We start from the raw sequence: 18,080 nt of genomic DNA on the forward strand, positions 1-18,080 counted from the left end.
TGAACCCGTGGGCGGCAATAACCTTGGCGCAGCCGCCCTCGTACTGGGTGTCGGCTAGGCGGCCTGCGCGAGATCGGCGGCCTCGTTCGGATCGGCGGCCTGGTCCAGGTCGACGGTCTGGACGGGGTTGTCGAGGTCGATGGTTTCGCAGTCGAGCGTGCCTGCGGCGGCGAGCTCGACCGGGACCAGCTGGTGGCCGATCTCGGCGAGGAAGCTCATGTAGTGCTTGACGCCTTTGTCGGAGAATCGCCAGCAGTCGCGGCCGGTGCGCTTCTCATAGGCTCCGAGCACCAGCGCCAACACGATCACGAGGCAGCGCGGCGGTTTCGCCGACTCAATCGCCTCGAGCAGCTCGTGACGGCGCCAGCTACCACCCTCGAGTCCCAGCAACTTGAACGCGTTCTCCAATGCGTAGGACTCCCCGAGCAGAGTGGAGTTGGTCGCCAGCGCTTCGGCGATGAACTTCCATGCGTTGGGCGGTGCGGTCTTGCGCTTGAGATACAGGACCAGGAACTCGATGCGCGTCTCCTTGGCGGCCTCGCCCTGTTTGTTGAGTACGCGTACGCGCCGTCTGGCTTGCCGCTCGGCCTCACGGTCCTCGACCGCTTTGGCCGTGGCTGCGGCGCGAATCTGCGCATTCTGCTCGTCGGAGCCGGTGGTATCGACTTCGATGCCGTCGGATCCGTCGACGTCGGCAGGATCGTCGGAATCCTCACGGCCGCGCCGCCATCCGCGGGCGTCGAGTTGCTCAGCGGGCAACCAGAATTCGACGAGCCAGCGATCACGGCGTTCGACCTCATCGGCGTGCCGCAGCCCTTCCCGCGGTGTGCGGTCGGTGCTGCCGGCGGTCTGCCAGTCCACTGAGGCGTAGTCGACCACGGCCCCGGTGTCACGTTCGACGACGTCCTGGTGCTCATCGAGTTCGATCCACACCAGCCACCCTTCGGGGTCGGCCTGGATGTGCTCGAGGCTGATGGCCGTGCCGTCGCCATCTATGATGTCGGTCACGGGCACGAGTTCTGGGCCGGCGGCGACCTCGGGATGATCACCGGTGAGCACACCGCAGCCGATCTCGGCATAGGGGAGCGCGGCGGCGAGGAAGGCGCGCTGCTCCTCGCGGTCGGCGGCGATGCGTTTGGCGGTGTAGTGGAAGTGCCCGCGATGCACGTTGAGCAGTTCCTGCACCGCGTCGGTGTCGCCGAGGGTTTCGTACTCGGCCAGGATCGCGGCCTGCTCGAAATCGAGCTGCTTGCTGTCGATGAGACCCCGCGCGGTGCGGGAGGCACCGATCTTGCCTGCGAGTTTGACGTCGGCGCGTTTCTTCTGGAGCGCTTTCCCGATCCGGGTCGGGGAGGCACCGAGTTCGAGCGCCAACGCGATCCCTCCGGCGATGTCGCCTTCGGTGAGTGGGACGTAGGTGTTGGTGGTGATCTGGTCGAAGACCCGCAGGATCTCGGCTTCCTTGGCGTCGACGGTGGGGTCGAACTCGGTGATCCGCACCGGCACCGATTCCTGTTCGAACGCCAGCGCCGTCAATGTGCGGACGTGACCGTTGCGTACCACCAGTCGGCCATCCGGCATCCGGATCGCCCAGATCGGTTCCTTCACACCGTGTTCACGGATCGACTCGGTGTAGTCGGGGTGATCCTCGAGATGGAAGTTCTCGCGCACGTTGGCGGCGATCACCAGTTCAGCCGGATGCTTGTCCTCGAGAACTCCGGCCTTACTGGGGACCGGCGCGCCTGCGTTATCGGCCTCGGTGGGGGCGTCGGCCGTGGGCGCGGTGGCGTCGAGGTCGGTCAGGTTCTCCAGCTGGGCGACTGCGGTCGGTTCGGCGGTGTCGGTGGGCATCGAAACGGGCTCCTCTCGTGAAACGGGCAGGCCCCGGTCAGCTTTGGGCTGTCCGGGGCCTGCCTGGCCGGGATATGAGTGGGTCGTGCACGGCATCAACCGCTGGGGAAGGGCGCGGATGGCGAACGGGTGATCAGGGCGAAGACTTGGGGCGCGGGGCGACGTTGATCGGGCGCAGATGGCGCACGCCATTGGCGTCGGGGTCGGTGTAGGTCCAGTGCTTGCCGTGCCAGTCCGGATCCTGGGCGCGCCACCGCGTCATCGTGTCCTCGCCCAGCACGGTGGTCGGGCCCGCGGCCCCGAGGTGCTCGGCGAGTTCGAACTCGTCGCGGGTGATGGTCTCAGCCATGACAAACCTCCTGTATCGGTGGGCGGTGGAGCTCAAAGGGATTCGGACGCATCGACGAGTGATGACCAGTCGTCTCGGCGAAAACACTGCGAGGGCAGCGCCGGGGAGCCGACCCGTCGCGCGAGGCGAGGCCGGCCAATCGCGGTCGGCGTTCAGCGATGTGACAGTGGCGGGCGTTGACCCAGCATCAAAGCGTCAGCGATGTCCTGCTCGTTGGGGGTGACCCCGGCACGCAGGCCACACAACGTCCAAGCCAGATGAACAACACGGTCGCCGCCTCGTGCCGAAAGACGCCCGGCGCGCAGCGCGGTCTCGATGGGGGCGAGGGTGGGCTGTGGAAGCCGGAACTGGTGCCGCAGAACATCTGTGGGCACATCGGCGTTGATGAGACAGCCGTGGTCTTGCCACCGCTGTGTGGCAGCGGCGCGGGCCGCGATGACCCGCGCGCGCACGACCGCGCTGGTCTCACCGGTCGCGGTATCGAGCTGGGACACGGTGGGGGACAGATCAACCCAGATGTCGATGCGGTCGGTCCAGGGCTCGGCGAGGCGACTGCGGTGGCGACGGCGAGCTTGCGGGGAGCAGACACACTCACCGTTGCTGACCGCGGAACACGGGCACACGCCCGCGGCGACGATGAGCTGGAACCGCGCCGGATACCTCGCGATCATCCCCGACCGTCCGATACGGACCTGGCCGTCATCGAGGGTCACCCGCAGCGCTTCGCGTACCCGCGAGCTCAGGTCGGTGAACTCGTCGAGAAACAACACGCCGTGATGGGCGCGGGAGACCGCTCCCGGTAAGGCAGCGCGTGATCCGCCACCGAGCATCGCTGTCGCCGAGGTGGAGTGGTGGGGTGCGACGTAGGGCGGCATCCGCGACACGCTGTGCTGGCCCGGACCGCCGCTGGCCGAGGACCTCGAGTGCCTGGTTGTCGGTCAAGGGCGGCAGGATCCCTGGCAGGCATTGCGCCAGCAGGGTCTTGCCCGAGCCCGGCCGGCCCAGGATCGCGAGGTGGTGGCCCCCGGCTGCGGCGACTTCCAGCGCCCAGCGGGCGTAGGGGTGGCCAGCGACGTCGGCCAGATCCGTTGCTGGGGGCGGATAGTCGAGCTCGACGCGGTCGGGTCCGGGTAACGACTGTTGATGGCGCAGCCACGCCAGCACCGACCGCAGATCCTGGGCCCCAACGATCTCGATGCCCTCGACGAGCCCCAGCTGAGCCAACGCCGCTTCGGGTACGACGACGCTGCGATAGCCGCTGTCGCGCGCGGCGAGGACAGCGGGCAGGATCGAGCGCTCGCCGCGCAGTTGCCCGTCCAGGCGCAGGTCACCGATGAACACTGTCCCGGAATCGGTTTGGGCGGGAATGGCTGCGGCCGCAGCCAGCACCGCTATCGCCAACGCCAGATCATGCTCGCCACCCCCACCGATCACCGGCGCCGAGGACGCGACGACGAGCCGGGCATCGGGCCACTGCTCACCGGAATTGGCGATCGCCGCGCGCACGCGATCACGCGACTCGGCCAACAACTCATCACCGATCACCGTGACCGAGGCCACGCCCTGACCGAGATCGGCACGCATCTCGACGACATGGCCGCTCGCACCGGACACCACGACGAAACGGGCGCCTGCGATCGTCATCAGAACACCGCCAGGTGATGGGTGATGACAGGAGTTTGATCCTCGGGCCTGTCCACGGTGACGGCGTCGAAGCGCAACTGCCACACGGGATCGTGCTGCTCGGCCAGCCAGAGCAAGGCAAGACGGCGAAGGCGTTGACGGGTGGCGAACGGCCAGCACTGGGGTGGTAGTGAGGCATCGGTGACGTGGATGAACACCGTGTACTTCTTGTCCTGCGCGATCACGTCCAGCACGCCATATCGGCATATCCACGAGGTCGCGACGATGGTGAAGCCTTGGCGGCGCAGATACTCTGCGGCGACGTCGATGTCAGTTCCCTCGCTCGGCAGTGCCGCGGCGCCGTCGGCGGTGTGGGGGCCGTCGACGGTTGCGTTGTCCTGATCGCGCTCAGCACGGGCCATGCGGAAACCTCCTGCGTCGGTGGGTGTTGGGGCACAACCGGATTCGATCCCAGAGACTCAAACCCGCAGGTGCCCGCCGGGATCGGGGCTCCTGGTGGCAGGACCAGCACGTCGGCGTGGAGGTCGTAGGCGTAGTCGGGGTGGTCGGGGTCGATCGGGATATCGAGGGCAGTCTCGAACCACACCTCGACATCGCGGTAGCTGCGGCGCAACGCGATCATCGCTCGCGCAGTCCCGCAGCTGTCGACGACAACGGAATCGAGTGCCAGCCCGCAGGCGGAGACGGTGTCGAGGGCGATGTCGTGAGTGTGGAGATACCGTGCCACGACCTCGGCGTCGCGGGCAGTCGGTGCTTGGACGATCTCGAGCCACGGTCAGCATCCGCGTCGTGGGGGTCCGCGACGTTGACAGTGGCCCTGCCCGGGACCACGGCGGCCAGCAATAACTGGTCGCCGAGGATCAGGCCGAGGACGGTGAAGGTGGCCATCAGACCAGTGCCATTGCGTGCAGGGCCAGGTCATCGAGGGTGTCGGCGCGGTCGGCGTCGGGGATGGTCTGGCTGTAGCTGGTGACCGCGTGGGCGATCCCGGCGGCGGTGAGCTGGCCACCGGCGATGAAGTGGGACAAGATCCCGGCGCGTTCGTCGTCGTTGAATCCGAGCTGCTTGGCGATGACCTCGATGGCCCGGTCGGGTTTGGACACCGGGGTCGTGGCGTGACGCTCGAGCTCCTCGACACGAGAGTTGAGGAATTGCGGGGACAGCCATTCCGAGACCTTGTCGCGGGTTTCGGCGGTGATCACCGAGAGCCGTTTGCGGTAGGTGTCCTGGGACCAGCCGCCGACGGTGCCGGTGTCGAGTTTGTCGCCAAGATGACGTTTGGTGTAGGCGAACAACGGCAGGGTCAGGCCGTTGCCGCAGATCCTGATGAACAACTCCGGTTTCAATGTCACGGCGTGGTGGCCGATTTCGGAGTTGGAGAACCGGAACCCGGCGAACACCACCGGTTCGGTGCCGAGGCGGTAGCCCTGGCCTTCGCGGGCCGCGACCCGGCGCCACCGATCGATCTCCCCGGCGACACGTCGGCGTTCGTTTTCCAGCTCGGGGTTGTCGAAGGGGTTGCGATAGTTGGTGAGGAACCCTGGGGCGAGTGCGGAAACCTTGGGGGAGAAGACTTTGCAGTGCATGCTGGACTCGCTCAGATCACACGAGCGCACTTCCACATCGGCGTCGGCTTCCCTGATCCCGTCCAGTACCGCGGACAGCACATCGAGGTTGTCGATGATCCCGTAGCGATCCGACAAGAACGCCCGCAAGATCCCCGGCTCATCCGGAGCGCCGGAGGTGAACAGCCGCAACAGAAACGACCGGTCATCACCGTCGGTCAGTGCGGGTGCGTCGAGGGGTCCGTGGAGCAGGCCGTTGACGTTGGCGTCGTAGAGGTCGGTGCGGCGTTGTTCGCGCAGCCACTTCAAATAGCCGACGGGGATCTTGAGTTTGGTGCCGATCTGGGAATCCGCGGCAGCGGTGGGACGATAGCGGCCCTCGACATCGGTGACACCGCGTTCATCGAGGACCGGGGAGACCCCGGACAGATCCAGGAATCCGTTACGCGCACGCAGGGCCGAGGCCGGTGCGACGACATCAACCTTGGCGGCCTGCTGGCGGTTGAGCAACGCGACCAGATCAGTGAGGTCAGCGTGGCGGACCGTCGTCTGGATCGGCATGAGAACTCCTCTCGGGGAACGGATTCGGGAAACGACGCAGGCCAGTGCACTGGTTCATGCGGACAGCGGGGCGTGGATCGAAGCCAAGAGTGCGTAGCTGGCCTCGGCGTTGGCTTGTGCGTGCAAGGCCGCGCGCTTGAGCTGCTGTTCGAGAGTGCGAGCCTGGTCGTGGAGGGTGTTGGCCTGCACGCGCAGCTGCTCGGCGCTCCAGTGGCGATAGCGCGCGACGCGATAATCGGTGAGGAACTCGACGCTGATCGCGGTGAGCAGATCGGTAATCAGGCCGGTGACGGTGTCGCTGATATCGGTCACGCGCTGGCCGAGGTTCAGGTGCAGCGCGCCGGGTTCGCCGAGACTGACCATGGAACGAACCCCGGTCGAAAACGGGTGGAATTCGCTGGTGCAGCGCGGGTTTCCCAGCGGACGGCCCTCGACGAGGAGTCCGAAGAACTGGAACTCGACCGCCGGACGCGACTCACGGCGGCCGTCGATGATCACCGCGTGTTCGCTCATGTCGACAAACACCCGCCCACGCACCGGTGCGTCATCGGTGGGGAAAAGGTGATAGGCGCTGCCGTGGATCGTGGAGTTGGCGTGCTCGTCGACGGTAAAAGCCGGTACGGGCATGGCTGATCGGTGTCCCTTCTCGTGATCGGAGTTCAGCTGGCAGCCCGGTCGGGCCAGCCCGGCTGGGCGAAGGCGTGAGTGATCTGGGTGACCGTGGCGTGGGAGCGGCGCCGGCGCGCGAGGACGGTGTCGGTGAAATCGCAGGTGACGATCTCGGTGGGTGTCGCAGTGTGGTGCCAGTCGTCGCGGTAGTAGCTGGTGTCGATGCCGCAGTTGGCGTGCAGGGTGATCCCGGTCCCGGCCTGGAAGCGGTGATACTCGGCATCACCGCAGTCGTGCTCCATGGCCGGACGATCGCTGTAGCGAAACGGTGCCGAGGACTGCGGGATCAAGAACACCCCATGACGAGCGACCTGGGCGCCTACCGCGATCGCGTGATACTCGAAGCGTGGACCGTGGTAGCCGGGACCATCATTGGTGCGGGCGACGTGCCCGAAGGGCGGGTTGGCGATCACGGTGTCGAACGGGCGCATCCGCTGGCGGTGCATCCGCAGCAGATCTCCGCACCACCAGGTCGCCTCGGGCACGACCTTCATCCCGACCCGCACGAACTCCGGATTGCGCTCCACACACGTCAGCTCCCGCGGTGGGTCGCCGTTGACTTGGCCCCACAGATTTCGGCAGTGGAAGGCCAGCTGCCCGATCCCCGCGCCCAGGTCCAGAATTCGGGTACCGACGACCTCGATACGCATATCGCGGGCCAACCCCGCCGGGGTGAAGAACGCCCCATCCGCGGACTGGGTCGTGCTGGTCGATTCCTGATAATGGGTGAGCACGAACAACTTCTCGTCCTCGCTCAAATCCCGGCGAAGATCGACCAACGCGCAGGCTTCCCGATGCGCGGCGGCCTGCGCACGGCTCAACTTGCTCATGACAAAACGCCTCCTGACAGACGAAAAACCGAGCCCCACAGTGGGACTCGGGATCTACGAATCCCCGGCGACACAGAACCGCTGCGCAGGTGAGACGCCAGGCGGGCTCTGTTGCCGCCGCGACGGCAGAGCCGAAGCGCGAAGGGCTGCGCTGGCGACGGCGAACCCGTGGCGGCGCGAGAAACGCCGCAGCCGCGACAGGTTGGCGCCGTAGTCACGGCTGGGGGTCGCTGCCACCGCCACGCCCCGCTGGTCGGCGCAGGCGAGGATCTGGAGCACCACGGTTGAGCCGATGCTCCGCTCGCGCGATTCGGGCGCGACGATCAAGGTGGCCACCACCAGGTGTTGGGTCGCGGTTAGGTGCATCCCACAGCCGCACCTGCGGAAACTCGGTGGTGATCTGGGCACGCAGTTCCTCGACCCAGGCTTGACTGTTCACACGTGCGCTTCGGGCAATCCGGCTCGGTCATTCCGGTACTGGGGATGGGGGATGTCGGCCGCCGTCGTGACCAGTTGGGCGGCGTCCATGGTGATCAGATCGTGGCAGCCCGCCGACTCCGGGGAGGTCACCGGACCAGGCACCGCGTAGGCGGCGCGGTCGAGTCGACTCGCCCAGAACACCGCCTGGCGGGCGAGGCTGCCGCGGCCGGCCTCGATCGCGACGACCGCGTCCGCGAACGCGGCAACCATCCGGGCGCGGGCGCGGGCCTTCGACCTGCTGATCGGGGTCTGCGGGGGATACTCGGTGACCAGCAGCCCGGCCGTGGCGATCTGTTCGACCAGGTCCTGATTGTGCTGCAGATACGCGCGATCGATCCCACACGCCAGCACCGCAACTGTCGACGCCGCCGCCGCCAGCGCGACCCGGTGTGCTCGCGAGGCGATGCCCATCGTGCCGCCGGAACAGATCGTCCAGCCCCGGGCAGCGAAGTCCTCGACGAACATCGTGGTGACCAGGTCTCCGTAACCGGAACCGGCTCCACTGCCGACGACAGCGACGGTGGGATCCTCGCTCACGCCGCGCAACGACGCCGAACCCAGCACCCATAATGCCAGCGGCGCAACACAATCGGCGTGGGCATTGGCGCGCGTGGCCAGCTGCGCCAGCCGCTGCGTGGGCCATTCGGGGTCTTCCGGGGTGAGCAAACGGCCACCGATACGATGCAGCGTCTCCAGATCTCGGGCCGCGAGGTCAGGATCACCGCGCTCGAGAACCCTGTGATCGACCGCGACCGGGACATCCCCGGCCGCCACCGCCGCGGCGGCGTTCTCGACACCGAGTTCATCGACCAGCTGCCACAGCGCACGCGACGGGCCGCACGCGGCACGTGACAACACCGCCCACGCCAGGCGACGGGCATCGGAGATCGGCACGAGATCAGACGAACGGACAGTACAGTCCATGACGGGACCTTCCTCGGAATCGTTGCGGGACACGACAAGACAGACACGAGGTGCGGTGACGCCGAAACATCCGCGAACAAGAACTGATGGATCGCGCCGGGCACGGCACCCGGCTCGCGGGCGGGCTCACGTGGAAAATCGGTCCTCACCGCTGCCAGACGGCGGTCCCGGTTGGCCGCCGATATGGTTGAGGGGTTTGCCGTTTCGCCAGTTCTGCCAGGCGTCCTGGATCGACGGGCGTGAGCCGCGGGCGGCGACGAGCACGGCGAAGGAATGACCGAAGTCGATCGCGTCCCCGGAGCCCAGGCCCGCCGCGTCGCAGTACCCGCGCGCGTAGCCGACCGCTTCGAAACACAACAGTAGGGCACTGCGATCAGCGAGGGCCGCTGACCATCGTTCCTGGTCCGGTGCTGTGCTCATCGTGCGTTCCGGCCCGTCGTAGCGGTGAGGTCTCCGTACTTGCGCCATGGGCGCCACGCCCCGCAGCCCGAATGCACGAAACAGCGCTTCTGGGTCAGGAATTGGGCGAAATAGCGCGCATGAGCATCTGCGAAAGCGGTGGCCTGAGCAGTACCGTTCAGCTCCGATCGCGCATCCTGCCACCCCCAGACATCGCCCTCGGCACGTGCATACGCTTCGGCAACCGGAATGCCGAGCCGACGGCTGTCCCGATAGCACTGTGCGAGCCGGGTGGAGTCGAAACCTGTTGCGGGCATGACGAATAACCCTTCCGAAGTTTGGGCAGGAACGTTCCGAGTTGTGCTTAGGCGGTTCTGGTCGGCGCGAGGTTAAGAGCGAGTCTCGACCAAGGTGCGCAGCTCAACCGTGTCCCAGCTCTACTCGCTGGCCACGGCCATCTGCAGGTCGGATCGGCCATGCAGCAGATCCCCTGCATTGCCACATCCGGACTTGGCGGCCCCACAACTGAGCCTCAACATCCACCTGCTGAGCGATCACGCTGCGGCGATCCTGGAGACCGATGCGTACTCGCATCGCACGTGGACTCCGTTGTGCTGTCCGCAGCACCTGATATCGCCGAGCACGCGATCCTCGACCCGGAGTTTCTTGCGGGCGGTCGTCTCGAGGTCGTCGATCTTCGATCCCGCGATGGCCTCGTAATGCGGCAGGTTTTCACCCGGACCGCCGAGTGCAGGAAGGCCAGCTAGCTTCCACATCCGCAGATGTAACCCCATCGCTGCTGTGTTGATGGGAGTGACCGTGGCGACCGCCAACACAGCCAGGCAAACCTCTGCTGCTGTTCCGTACTCGGTCGGCGTCCCAGCCGCCACACGGTCCAGTAGTTCACGGCAGTGCGCGCGGTATACGAACTCTGACCGGAACATCGACGGATGGGTCGGCTTCAGTAGTGAGGAGCTGTGCCAGAGCAGGTCCGACAGCCGTGGATGGTGACGGATCTGAGCCTTGGCGATCTCGTCCTCTGTGACGTCCATCAACGCCAAACCGTCAACGATGAAACCGAGCCCGGCAGCACGCAGCGACGCTGCGATATCCGCTCCTTGGTCGACCCCCACAACCTCCACGTCGCTCTGTTGAAGCGCCAGCACGTCCTTCAGTCGTCGCAGCTCGGTCTCAGGTGTCATCCGCCCACCTCGTCCAGGTTGCCGACCTCGAACCCTTGACCGAAGTACGACGGCAGCCGGGTACCCTCCCAGACCGTTCGCGCCCGATAGTTTTTCATTCCCACTCGATGGTGTTCACGTTCCTCGATGAACACGATTCGCTTCCGCTGGCCTTTCGTCGCATACTCCGTGACCGAGCGCACGGCGCCGGTGATGTCTGGGCTTCCCCAGCCTTTGGACTCCCATCGCTCGCTGTCTTCGTTCCAGAGCAGCAGCCGCCACGGTCTGTGAACCGGGCTGAAGTAGTCGTCCATCAGATACCTTTCTCGGACTTCCGGAAGGCTTTCGCTTCACCCAGACCAGCGCGGCAAGGTACTGCGGCGGTCAAGCTGATTGCGCGGTGAGGGTCCACAGGGATCGCACCTGTCGTCGGCGGTCAGAGCACGACGATGTCGGCGGGTAGCTTTGCCTCGGAAGAGGTATGGCTGATCAACGCGTGAAGCTGGGTCGGGGTGAGCCCGGCCGCGGTGGTGAGCTGATCATGCAGCGTGCCCGTCGCGATATAGGCCAGCTGTTCGTCGACGTGATAGAGCCCAAGGGTCCAGCCGGGATCGTCCTGGCATTCCATCTCGCCGTTGGATGCCAGCACGTTCAGACCGTTGTCCACCAACTGGCCGCCGATGGCCCAGCAATTACCGCCGGTAGAGCTAACGATGGCCGGCCCGGTACAGAATCGGGAAACGAGCGCCAGCTCTGCGTGGTACTTGTTGGTCAAGTAGTTCCAGTCCACTGCGACTCCTAATCTGGTTGTGGGTTTTCCGGAGGGATACAGGCGTTGACTTGATCGCGAGCGACGGCAATCTCGGCGGGCGTGCAGTGCTCGAGCGGGACTTCGCGCAGCAGGCTTTGCAGCACAGCTGCTCGTCGTGAAAAGTGGCGAATGCGTTGCAGCACAGCGTCAATGCCGTCTTGACCCCGTCGTCATCGACGACCAGGCAACCCGACGCGGTGAGTCCGGCACAGCGCTCATAGATGTCGCGCGTCATCTCGACCATCGGCAGGCTCACGATCACGACACGGCGCGGTGGATCGAAGTTCGCATGCCGACCACGCGCGACTTCCTCGATCGCGGCCGGGCCGAATCACCAAAGGAAGTAACAGATTTCGCCATCACACTCAGTGGGTGTGGCATTCGGAGGGGTCTCCCTTCTGATCGCTGAGTTCGCTGACTTGGGTTCCGGCCACTGCGCGCTGTAGGGGAACCTCGAGATGGGTGTCGTTCGTGCCCTCGTCGATCCGGATACCCGGACACGGGCGCAGCGGGCATGCGCAGGTCGCTGAAGTCCGATGTCGCACAGCAAATATCAGTTGCGCCGCTCGTTTTGGTCGGCGATATCGAGCACCCACGCCGCAAGGTCATCGAGGCACCTGACGGCCTTGACGTCGAGCATGCCGATGCGCGATCGCGTCTTGCGGTGCAGCTCCCAGGGGGAAAGATTCTTGGTCCACAGCGGCCACACCAGGACTGAGCATTCGCGGCAGCGACCCAACCGCCACCGCGTGCCGCGATTTCCGTATTGAGCGCCGGGATAGGTGATTCGGCCGTCGTGGCAACGGATAACCTTGGTGAATCGCGGTCCGCCGCCGTTCCATCCCGGACAACGCCAGAACTTGTCATAGCACGGCCGGGAGAACCGCCACTAGCGCGAGCGGGGCCGGAATTCCTCGGGGGTGATCGCTGGTGTGGTGGCGGCAGCGTGAGATGACGACGAGGGATCTGTGGGGTCGGTCATGGGGAACCTCCGTAATGGGCGAAGGGATGAGGTCGCAGATCGAGGTGGTCGCGGATGGCGCTGCGAGAAGCGGCATGCACGAACATGACCGGCAACCGGCGGCATACCGTCCGGTACCGGGGGACGTTGGGCCTACTCGCTCGCGGTCGCGAGGTCGGCGAGCACGGCATCCGTTGGCACTGAGTTCGGCATGAGTAGGTAGGTGTGGGGTCCGGTGGGGTGCAGATCGACGCGGGTGAAGTCATCGATGGCCTCGCCGATCCAGAATTCGGGGTCGCCAGGGGATTGTTCGTCGCCGTGCAGCCACGATTGCAGGTCGCCGTCGAGCTCATAGAATCGTCCGGTCGTGGGATCTTCTATGCAGGCAATCGCGATGTCGCAGTGGGTGACTCGCACAATCCGCAGCGTGGACAGCCCGCCGAGAGCGGAGAAGGCGTCGTTGATCGTCGCCTGCGCCACTTCGGCGAGTCGACAGGCGGTAAAGCATCCACCCAGCCGTGGCGGTGGGTGGAACGCGGGAATCGAGGCGGCGAGTTCGCGGCGGAACGAGTCGATAGCCGCCGATACGACGTCACCGAGTGCATCACGGAGACTGGAGCGCGGGATGAGCTGGCGCACCCGATCGAGCTCGCTAGGTAACACGACACCACCTGTCATCGCCAGCAGTTCCACGACGGTGATCACCGCTTCGCCATCACAGGCTGGAGGGTGTGGCATCGGGGTGGTTTCTTTTTCCTGACAGCCGGGCCGCGAGGACGTATATCGCGCGATGACGGCATCGACACCCTTGCTGAGTCTCGAGATCGCTCTGGGTAAGGAGCGGAACGGCTTGCACGTCGCGGCGTGGACGCTGCGGCCCGTGCGCCTACTCATTTCGACCGCTCGGCTGCTGGTAGTGCTGATCGAAGACGTCACTGTGGGGATCGAACAGCGCGGTTACCTCGGGATCTCCGGCGTCGAAGCGCCGCACGAGTTCTGTCATCGCCTCGTGGAAGAGCTGTTCCAATACCGAGTGCTCGCAGCCCTTCGGCCCGGGAACAGTAGCGATGGAAACGCGTTTCGGTGGAGTCCAGCGTGTTCCATAGCGTGAACTCGAGCCGATGAAGGGGACAAGGTCGGCTCGGTAGCAGTCATCCTGACGGCAGAACCAGGCGACGAGCTCGACGCAGGGCTGGGCCATTTTCTCCTCGGGGGTGCAAAGCTGCCAGCACGCGGTCTTGCTGGTGATACTGCTGAGGTCAAAAACTGGCGTGGCGTGTGGTCCGCCAGTGTTGTCGGCGTGGACTCCGCCGGTGGGGGATGTCAACGGTGTTCCTCCTTGTCGGTTGTGTTGATTGGAGTGGCTCTGGTCGGCGTGAAGGCCGCGCGTGTTGTGTGGCAACGCGATCGGTGCCGCCCGCCAGGCGCTGCTTGTTGATCAGCGCGTTGACCGCGCGCGAAATCGGTGACTGACCCACGGGCTCGGCCGCAGGCGTACTCGGCGCGGCAACTGGCGGCGGCGGTGACGCACACGAGCGCACTGAGCGAAACCGCAACGCGGAGAAACGCATACCGCCCGGGTGATGCCGGCGAATGGGCAGGGTATGTAGTGGGTGCCTGGCTGCTCAGGGATCGGTGCGGGCGAGATCGATCCCGAGGTCGGCCGCGGCAGCGACACCGAAGCGGGTCCACGCGGGAAGCTTGTCGGCCGGTATTCCCCTGTCGAGGGCCGCCCACAACAGCCGGGACGTCCAGTGGCTGGGATTCGCGTCCAGTGCGGCCTGCACGCAGATACGGGCCAGCACCCCGTCGCCTCTCAGATAGGCGCTGTAGGCGAGCAGCGCGGCGGGCCCGGCACGCTCGGGCCCGGCCAGAGCACGCAAAAGCTGCGTCCACAGTTGCTCGGCCTGCACCTGATACTCGCTGCTCGCGGTGGCGTGTAAACAGTCCAGAACCATCTGCTCCGAGAGCGTCATCGCGAGCTCGGCGAATCCCGCCGGCGCCAGCTCCTCTCCGGCAGCGACATCGGCGATACAGAACAGGGTGTGCAACAAACCCCGACGGTAGTGGCTATCCCAGGAGTCCTGAGCCCCTGCACGCTGCCGTGCCCGCTGCGCGCGCGTCCGCGCCGCAGGCATCCACCGCTCAACCTCGGCGGCCAGTCCCGGGTCAGGGGACACCGAGTCGATGAGGGCCTGTCGAGAGGAGAAGGTGGTACAACCCTGAGCTTCCCGATCGGACGCGGCGGCTGTTTGTCCCGGATCGGTGAGAACACCATGGTCGGAAGCGTCGGTGAGCGACCACCACGTCGAACCGGCAACGATTCGCCTGGTCATCCAGACATGTGCGAGAGAGGCCGAGGCACGGTCGAGCCCGTCGACCAGCGCGGCAAGCAGCACCTCAACATCGGAATCCGGAGCTGTTCGTGGCGGCGAGTCGACCAGACGGTCATCGACGACGATCGCCAGTGCGTAGGTGGCATCGATCTGGCGGGCAGCATCACACGTGCGCGTGACCGCCGGAGCAACCGGGTCGGCGAGAGCGAAGGACGCGACCATGCTCCGTGCCGAGGTCCGCTCGCCACTACCGGTGTTGAACAAGACAAGGACGATCTGACGTTCGGGTTCGTAGCCCAGCGAGGCCGGCATCGAGGCAATCAATGCGGTGGGATCGAATCGGTGAACCGACATAGATAACAACTCCTTCCACAGACGACCGATGACATTGAGGGCGATCGATGGCGAGGGCGTGACACGGCAGGCTGGTCGGGGCGTTAAGAAACCCGCTGCATGCCGATCACGCCGCGTCACGGACGGAGTAGAGGGCCTGTGCCGCGAGTTCCAAGGCAGTGAGCCGGGTGTCGGCGTGACCGTGCCAACGAGTCTCGAAGCCGGATCGTTGTTTGGGCAGAACCGAATCCGGGGCCGCGACGAAGAATTCCTCCAACCGCGGATAGGTGGGGGATGGTTCGGTCAGCCAGATCCGGGTGTGCTGACCATCGTCATGCGGGGCGATGTCAAGGTGAACCCCGAGTCGTGTGAGGAACTGCGAGGCCGCAACGCGACTGCCGCGATAGATCGTTTCGACCGAGCGCCACGCGGTCGCGGGTCGGCTGTAGCAGCGCCGCACCCGATACACCGCCCACCCGCAGCGCTCGAGCTCGGCCGCCGCGAGGGCGAGGACGTGTTCGGCGCCATCGCGGCGGAGCCGATCGGCCAACGACTTGCCGGGCCCGAATAGCCCAGAATTGCGGTTCAGCGCGACCGTGACGTACTCGTCGATGACATGTTTGAACGCCTCGGCGGGTGCCATGTTGAACCGTTCGAGCTGCTCGGGCCAGCTGGGCACCGAGACGAAACAACACTGGCGGCAACAGGATTTGGGCCACCACACACCGAACAACCCGAACAGATACCCCTGACAACGCGCCCGCGACCAACCCGCGGCATGCAACGGATAGATCGGGCGCCGCTGCCCGCCCATCGTGACCGAGGAGTCCTTGCCGATACGACCGGACTCCTCAGCGTTGAAGCCGATCGCATGCACGTACGGTTCATGCGCCAAATACCTTGCGCGCCAACCATCCAGGGGCATGCCCTTGGACTTCACTGAACACGTCCTTCTGCCACCGAGGGTGGGAAGAACGCCGTTGGCGCGGTGCTCGGCGCTCAGTGCGTAGAAGCCGTGCTCGTCGGCATCGGGATGTAAGCGCACCGGGCAGCGCGAATCCTGCAGCACCACGACCCCGTCGGCCGCCGAGGGGCCCGCACGGGCAACTTCGACAAACCTGATCGCACGCTCACGCAGTAGCGGCAGGATATGGGTGGTGACGAGATCGCAGGTGCTTGTCCACTCATCGCCGGTCTGAGCGACCATGACGATCAGATTCGACAGATCATCACGTAGCTCCGGTGGCCGAAATCTCGGTTCGAGCAATGTCAGGACGATACCCGCGGTGCTCTCGACGCCCATGCCGTAGGACCAGCACACGGGCATCGAACCATCATCGAAAAGCGCAGGGACAGAGAACAATCCGTCGCAGTCATCAGACACAGGGCCGCTCCGTTCCATACACGCCGGGACAATTTTTGGACCGGATACGTGGCGTGGAGGGGTGGGGATCAGTCCTGGTGACCGTTGTTCTCGAGCCACAATGCGCGATCCGGGACCGCGTCCAAACGTGTGTGTAGCTCCTCTCGGGGGATCCGCGAGGCGGGTGCCACGAAGTCGTCGGCCCAGTCTGTGAGCGACCCGCAGAGGGCGTTGCCTGGTCATTGAGATCTATGTAGGTCGCGTTGGTGTCCTTCAGGCTTAACCGTTGCGCGGGATCGGCTGGGTGAACGACTAGACCGTTCATTTCATCCCCTCCTTGAATAGTCGTTCGCGATGGTGGCCAGGCGACTGGGAGAAGTCCATGCCGACCATGTCACCGAGCATCGGGTTCGGTGTCTGTGGATCCGGATGGTGTTGACCGTCGGGGTTCGCCCAGGTCTATACCGAGGTCGGCGGCGCTGTGAAAGCCGCTGCGCGCCAACCGGCGTATCTGCTCCGGGGGGATGCCGACGGTCAGAGACGTCTCCAGCAGCTGAGCCATGGAATGCTCGGGATCGGCGCGCAGTGCCGCTTCGAAGGCGGTGCCAGCCAGTGGGCCGTCGCCGCGGACGTAGGCGCTGTAGCCGAGCAACGCGGCTGCCTCGGCGCGATCTGTATCCGAGTGTGCCCGAGTCATGAGCGACCACACGGTTTCGGCCGCCGCAGCGTGCTCGCCGTCCGGGAGCGCGAGCATCGCGTCACGCACCGACCTATCACGCAGTGCGACAGCGAGTTCCGCTAGTTCCGGGGCCATCAGCTGCTCGCCGGACTCGACACTGGTGATCTGCCACAGCACATATTCGAGGGCCTGCCGACTGTAGGCGGTCGGATCACCTCGCCGCACCGCCATGACTTGCCGCACGCGGGCGAGGGCCAGAGCACTGTCCAACAGGGCGGCTACCTGCTGCTGGAGATCAGTGTCCTCGGCCACGATGGCGGCCAGTTCGGCACCAGAGCCGCGCATCGGCTTGCTGTCTACCCATACCGATGCGGCCGGATCCGGCAGGCCCCCTGCTTGTTCGGGCCCGAACAGGGTCCACCAGCACTTCTGTGGCTCGATCGCCTGCACCGCCCAGGCACCCGCGAGGCTAATGTCCTCAGCGGCCAGGTGCCGGGCCAGGTCGGCGACCAACACCTCGAATCGTCCTGGGCCGCATCGGTCGCCGGCTGACGGCTCCGGCCCGGCGATTCGGTCATCGACCACGACGGCGAGTACCGCGGTCATGCCATCGTGTGCCGAGACCTGCGCAATACAGCTGGCCACCATGTCCGCTCGCAACTGGACACGACCGCGGTCAGGATCCAGATCGAACCGCATCACCGAGTCGACCACCGCGGACTGGTCGTCGCCATGCACCGTGCGCAGAATGAGCGTGACAAGCGAACGCTGTGGCGGGAACCCGATCAGGGCGGGTATCTCTGCGATCTGTTCTCCCGGATCATTGACCGGCACAATGCTTCGTGCTGCTCGCGGATCTAACGCGGCCGCCGGATCAGCGCAGATGATTTCCTGCACGGCTGCCTTGATCTCGGGTTCGTTCATGGCGTGGATGTTCCTTTCGACAGAGCGATGAATGGGTTGATGACGCACAGTCGACGGCCGAGGCACTCAGGTGGGGTCGTCGATCAAGTCGGGAGGCAGGAAGGGGTGGATTCCATCACCAACAGACGCTGACAGCGAGGTCGCGATTGATCACGGAGGGAGGACGACGGGATGCCGGTAACCTGATGAATGGGAGAATCAGGTGGACGGCTCGATCAGG

At 65.5% G+C, this 18,080-nt stretch carries 19 protein-coding genes and 1 pseudogene; all 20 read right to left on the minus strand.

Going from position 1 to position 18,080, the window contains the following annotated elements; genetic code table 11:
• Window positions 1-54 precede the first annotated feature (54 nt).
• Window positions 55-1,851, minus strand: a complete 1,797-nt coding sequence (locus KV110_RS17945; RefSeq protein ID WP_218477415.1) for a ParB/Srx family N-terminal domain-containing protein — start codon at window positions 1,849-1,851, stop codon at window positions 55-57.
• A gap of 133 nt (window positions 1,852-1,984) precedes the next feature.
• Window positions 1,985-2,200 (minus strand): hypothetical protein, encoded by a 216-nt coding sequence (locus KV110_RS17950; protein WP_218477417.1) that lies wholly within the window; start codon window positions 2,198-2,200, stop codon window positions 1,985-1,987.
• 152 nt (window positions 2,201-2,352) lie between these two features.
• Window positions 2,353-2,694: a magnesium chelatase subunit ChlI family protein gene (locus KV110_RS41530; RefSeq protein WP_246634748.1), complete on the minus strand. Its 342-nt coding sequence runs from the start codon at window positions 2,692-2,694 to the stop codon at window positions 2,353-2,355.
• Between the two features lie 66 nt (window positions 2,695-2,760).
• Window positions 2,761-3,844: pseudogene (locus KV110_RS17955) on the minus strand (ATP-binding protein); the annotation flags it as partial.
• The gene (locus KV110_RS17960) at window positions 3,844-4,245 is read right to left on the minus strand and encodes a YraN family protein (protein ID WP_218477419.1); all 402 of its coding nucleotides are present in this window, start codon (window positions 4,243-4,245) and stop codon (window positions 3,844-3,846) included. The pseudogene KV110_RS17955 and the gene KV110_RS17960, both read right to left, overlap by 1 nt.
• A 486-nt stretch (window positions 4,246-4,731) precedes the next feature.
• On the minus strand, window positions 4,732-5,970 hold the full coding sequence (locus KV110_RS17965) for a hypothetical protein (protein WP_218477420.1): 1,239 nt from the start codon (window positions 5,968-5,970) through the stop codon (window positions 4,732-4,734).
• 54 nt (window positions 5,971-6,024) lie between these two features.
• Window positions 6,025-6,597, minus strand: a complete 573-nt coding sequence (locus tag KV110_RS17970; RefSeq protein ID WP_218477421.1) for a hypothetical protein — start codon at window positions 6,595-6,597, stop codon at window positions 6,025-6,027.
• A gap of 32 nt (window positions 6,598-6,629) precedes the next feature.
• Entirely contained in the window at window positions 6,630-7,469 is an 840-nt protein-coding gene (locus KV110_RS17975) for a class I SAM-dependent methyltransferase (protein ID WP_218477422.1), read from the minus strand.
• A gap of 54 nt (window positions 7,470-7,523) precedes the next feature.
• Complete coding sequence (locus KV110_RS17980) at window positions 7,524-7,835, minus strand: hypothetical protein (protein WP_218477423.1); 312 nt, start codon at window positions 7,833-7,835, stop codon at window positions 7,524-7,526.
• Window positions 7,836-7,904: 69 nt separating this feature from the next.
• Window positions 7,905-8,873 (minus strand): DNA-processing protein DprA, encoded by a 969-nt coding sequence (locus KV110_RS17985; RefSeq protein WP_218477424.1) that lies wholly within the window; start codon window positions 8,871-8,873, stop codon window positions 7,905-7,907.
• 126 nt (window positions 8,874-8,999) lie between these two features.
• Window positions 9,000-9,293, minus strand: coding sequence for a hypothetical protein (locus tag KV110_RS17990; RefSeq protein ID WP_218477425.1), 294 nt, complete (start codon window positions 9,291-9,293; stop codon window positions 9,000-9,002).
• 533 nt (window positions 9,294-9,826) lie between these two features.
• Entirely contained in the window at window positions 9,827-10,474 is a 648-nt protein-coding gene (locus tag KV110_RS17995) for a hypothetical protein (RefSeq protein ID WP_218477426.1), read from the minus strand.
• Window positions 10,471-10,767, minus strand: coding sequence for a hypothetical protein (locus KV110_RS18000; protein WP_218477427.1), 297 nt, complete (start codon window positions 10,765-10,767; stop codon window positions 10,471-10,473). Before KV110_RS18000 ends, KV110_RS17995 begins: the two co-directional genes overlap by 4 nt.
• A 122-nt stretch (window positions 10,768-10,889) precedes the next feature.
• Complete coding sequence (locus tag KV110_RS18005) at window positions 10,890-11,243, minus strand: hypothetical protein (protein WP_218477428.1); 354 nt, start codon at window positions 11,241-11,243, stop codon at window positions 10,890-10,892.
• A 574-nt stretch (window positions 11,244-11,817) separates the two neighbouring features.
• A complete protein-coding gene (locus KV110_RS18010) occupies window positions 11,818-11,973 on the minus strand; it encodes a hypothetical protein (RefSeq protein WP_218477430.1) in 156 nt (51 codons plus the stop codon).
• A gap of 405 nt (window positions 11,974-12,378) precedes the next feature.
• Window positions 12,379-12,963, minus strand: a complete 585-nt coding sequence (locus KV110_RS18015; RefSeq protein WP_218477431.1) for a hypothetical protein — start codon at window positions 12,961-12,963, stop codon at window positions 12,379-12,381.
• A gap of 148 nt (window positions 12,964-13,111) precedes the next feature.
• Window positions 13,112-13,552: a hypothetical protein gene (locus tag KV110_RS18020; RefSeq protein ID WP_218477433.1), complete on the minus strand. Its 441-nt coding sequence runs from the start codon at window positions 13,550-13,552 to the stop codon at window positions 13,112-13,114.
• 298 nt (window positions 13,553-13,850) lie between these two features.
• Window positions 13,851-14,915, minus strand: a complete 1,065-nt coding sequence (locus KV110_RS18025; protein ID WP_218477435.1) for a DUF4192 domain-containing protein — start codon at window positions 14,913-14,915, stop codon at window positions 13,851-13,853.
• A gap of 106 nt (window positions 14,916-15,021) precedes the next feature.
• Window positions 15,022-16,221 (minus strand): hypothetical protein, encoded by a 1,200-nt coding sequence (locus KV110_RS18030; RefSeq protein WP_218477437.1) that lies wholly within the window; start codon window positions 16,219-16,221, stop codon window positions 15,022-15,024.
• A 430-nt stretch (window positions 16,222-16,651) separates the two neighbouring features.
• Window positions 16,652-17,860: a DUF4192 domain-containing protein gene (locus KV110_RS18035; RefSeq protein WP_218477439.1), complete on the minus strand. Its 1,209-nt coding sequence runs from the start codon at window positions 17,858-17,860 to the stop codon at window positions 16,652-16,654.
• Window positions 17,861-18,080: the final 220 nt, after the last annotated feature.

Origin of the sequence: Nocardia iowensis, assembly GCF_019222765.1 — a bacterium.
Taxonomy (GTDB): Bacteria; Actinomycetota; Actinomycetes; order Mycobacteriales; family Mycobacteriaceae; genus Nocardia; species Nocardia iowensis.

Bases quoted from the DNA above. Each gene is read 5' to 3' on its own strand.
- KV110_RS17980 (WP_218477423.1), bottom strand. From the start codon at position 7,835: ATGCACCTAACCGCGACCCAACACCTGGTGGTGGCCACCTTGATCGTC.
- KV110_RS17945 (WP_218477415.1), bottom strand. From the start codon at position 1,851: ATGCCCACCGACACCGCCGAACCGACCGCAGTCGCCCAGCTGGAGAAC.
- KV110_RS17990 (WP_218477425.1), bottom strand. From the start codon at position 9,293: ATGAGCACAGCACCGGACCAGGAACGATGGTCAGCGGCCCTCGCTGAT.
- KV110_RS17970 (WP_218477421.1), bottom strand. From the start codon at position 6,597: ATGCCCGTACCGGCTTTTACCGTCGACGAGCACGCCAACTCCACGATC.
- KV110_RS18015 (WP_218477431.1), bottom strand. From the start codon at position 12,963: ATGCCACACCCTCCAGCCTGTGATGGCGAAGCGGTGATCACCGTCGTG.
- KV110_RS17965 (WP_218477420.1), bottom strand. From the start codon at position 5,970: ATGCCGATCCAGACGACGGTCCGCCACGCTGACCTCACTGATCTGGTC.
- KV110_RS17975 (WP_218477422.1), bottom strand. From the start codon at position 7,469: ATGAGCAAGTTGAGCCGTGCGCAGGCCGCCGCGCATCGGGAAGCCTGC.
- KV110_RS18030 (WP_218477437.1), bottom strand. From the start codon at position 16,221: ATGCCCGTGTGCTGGTCCTACGGCATGGGCGTCGAGAGCACCGCGGGT.
- KV110_RS17985 (WP_218477424.1), bottom strand. From the start codon at position 8,873: ATGGACTGTACTGTCCGTTCGTCTGATCTCGTGCCGATCTCCGATGCC.
- KV110_RS18035 (WP_218477439.1), bottom strand. From the start codon at position 17,860: ATGAACGAACCCGAGATCAAGGCAGCCGTGCAGGAAATCATCTGCGCT.
- KV110_RS17995 (WP_218477426.1), bottom strand. From the start codon at position 10,474: ATGACACCTGAGACCGAGCTGCGACGACTGAAGGACGTGCTGGCGCTT.
- KV110_RS18025 (WP_218477435.1), bottom strand. From the start codon at position 14,915: ATGTCGGTTCACCGATTCGATCCCACCGCATTGATTGCCTCGATGCCG.
- KV110_RS17950 (WP_218477417.1), bottom strand. From the start codon at position 2,200: ATGGCTGAGACCATCACCCGCGACGAGTTCGAACTCGCCGAGCACCTC.
- KV110_RS17960 (WP_218477419.1), bottom strand. From the start codon at position 4,245: ATGGCCCGTGCTGAGCGCGATCAGGACAACGCAACCGTCGACGGCCCC.
- KV110_RS18000 (WP_218477427.1), bottom strand. From the start codon at position 10,767: ATGGACGACTACTTCAGCCCGGTTCACAGACCGTGGCGGCTGCTGCTC.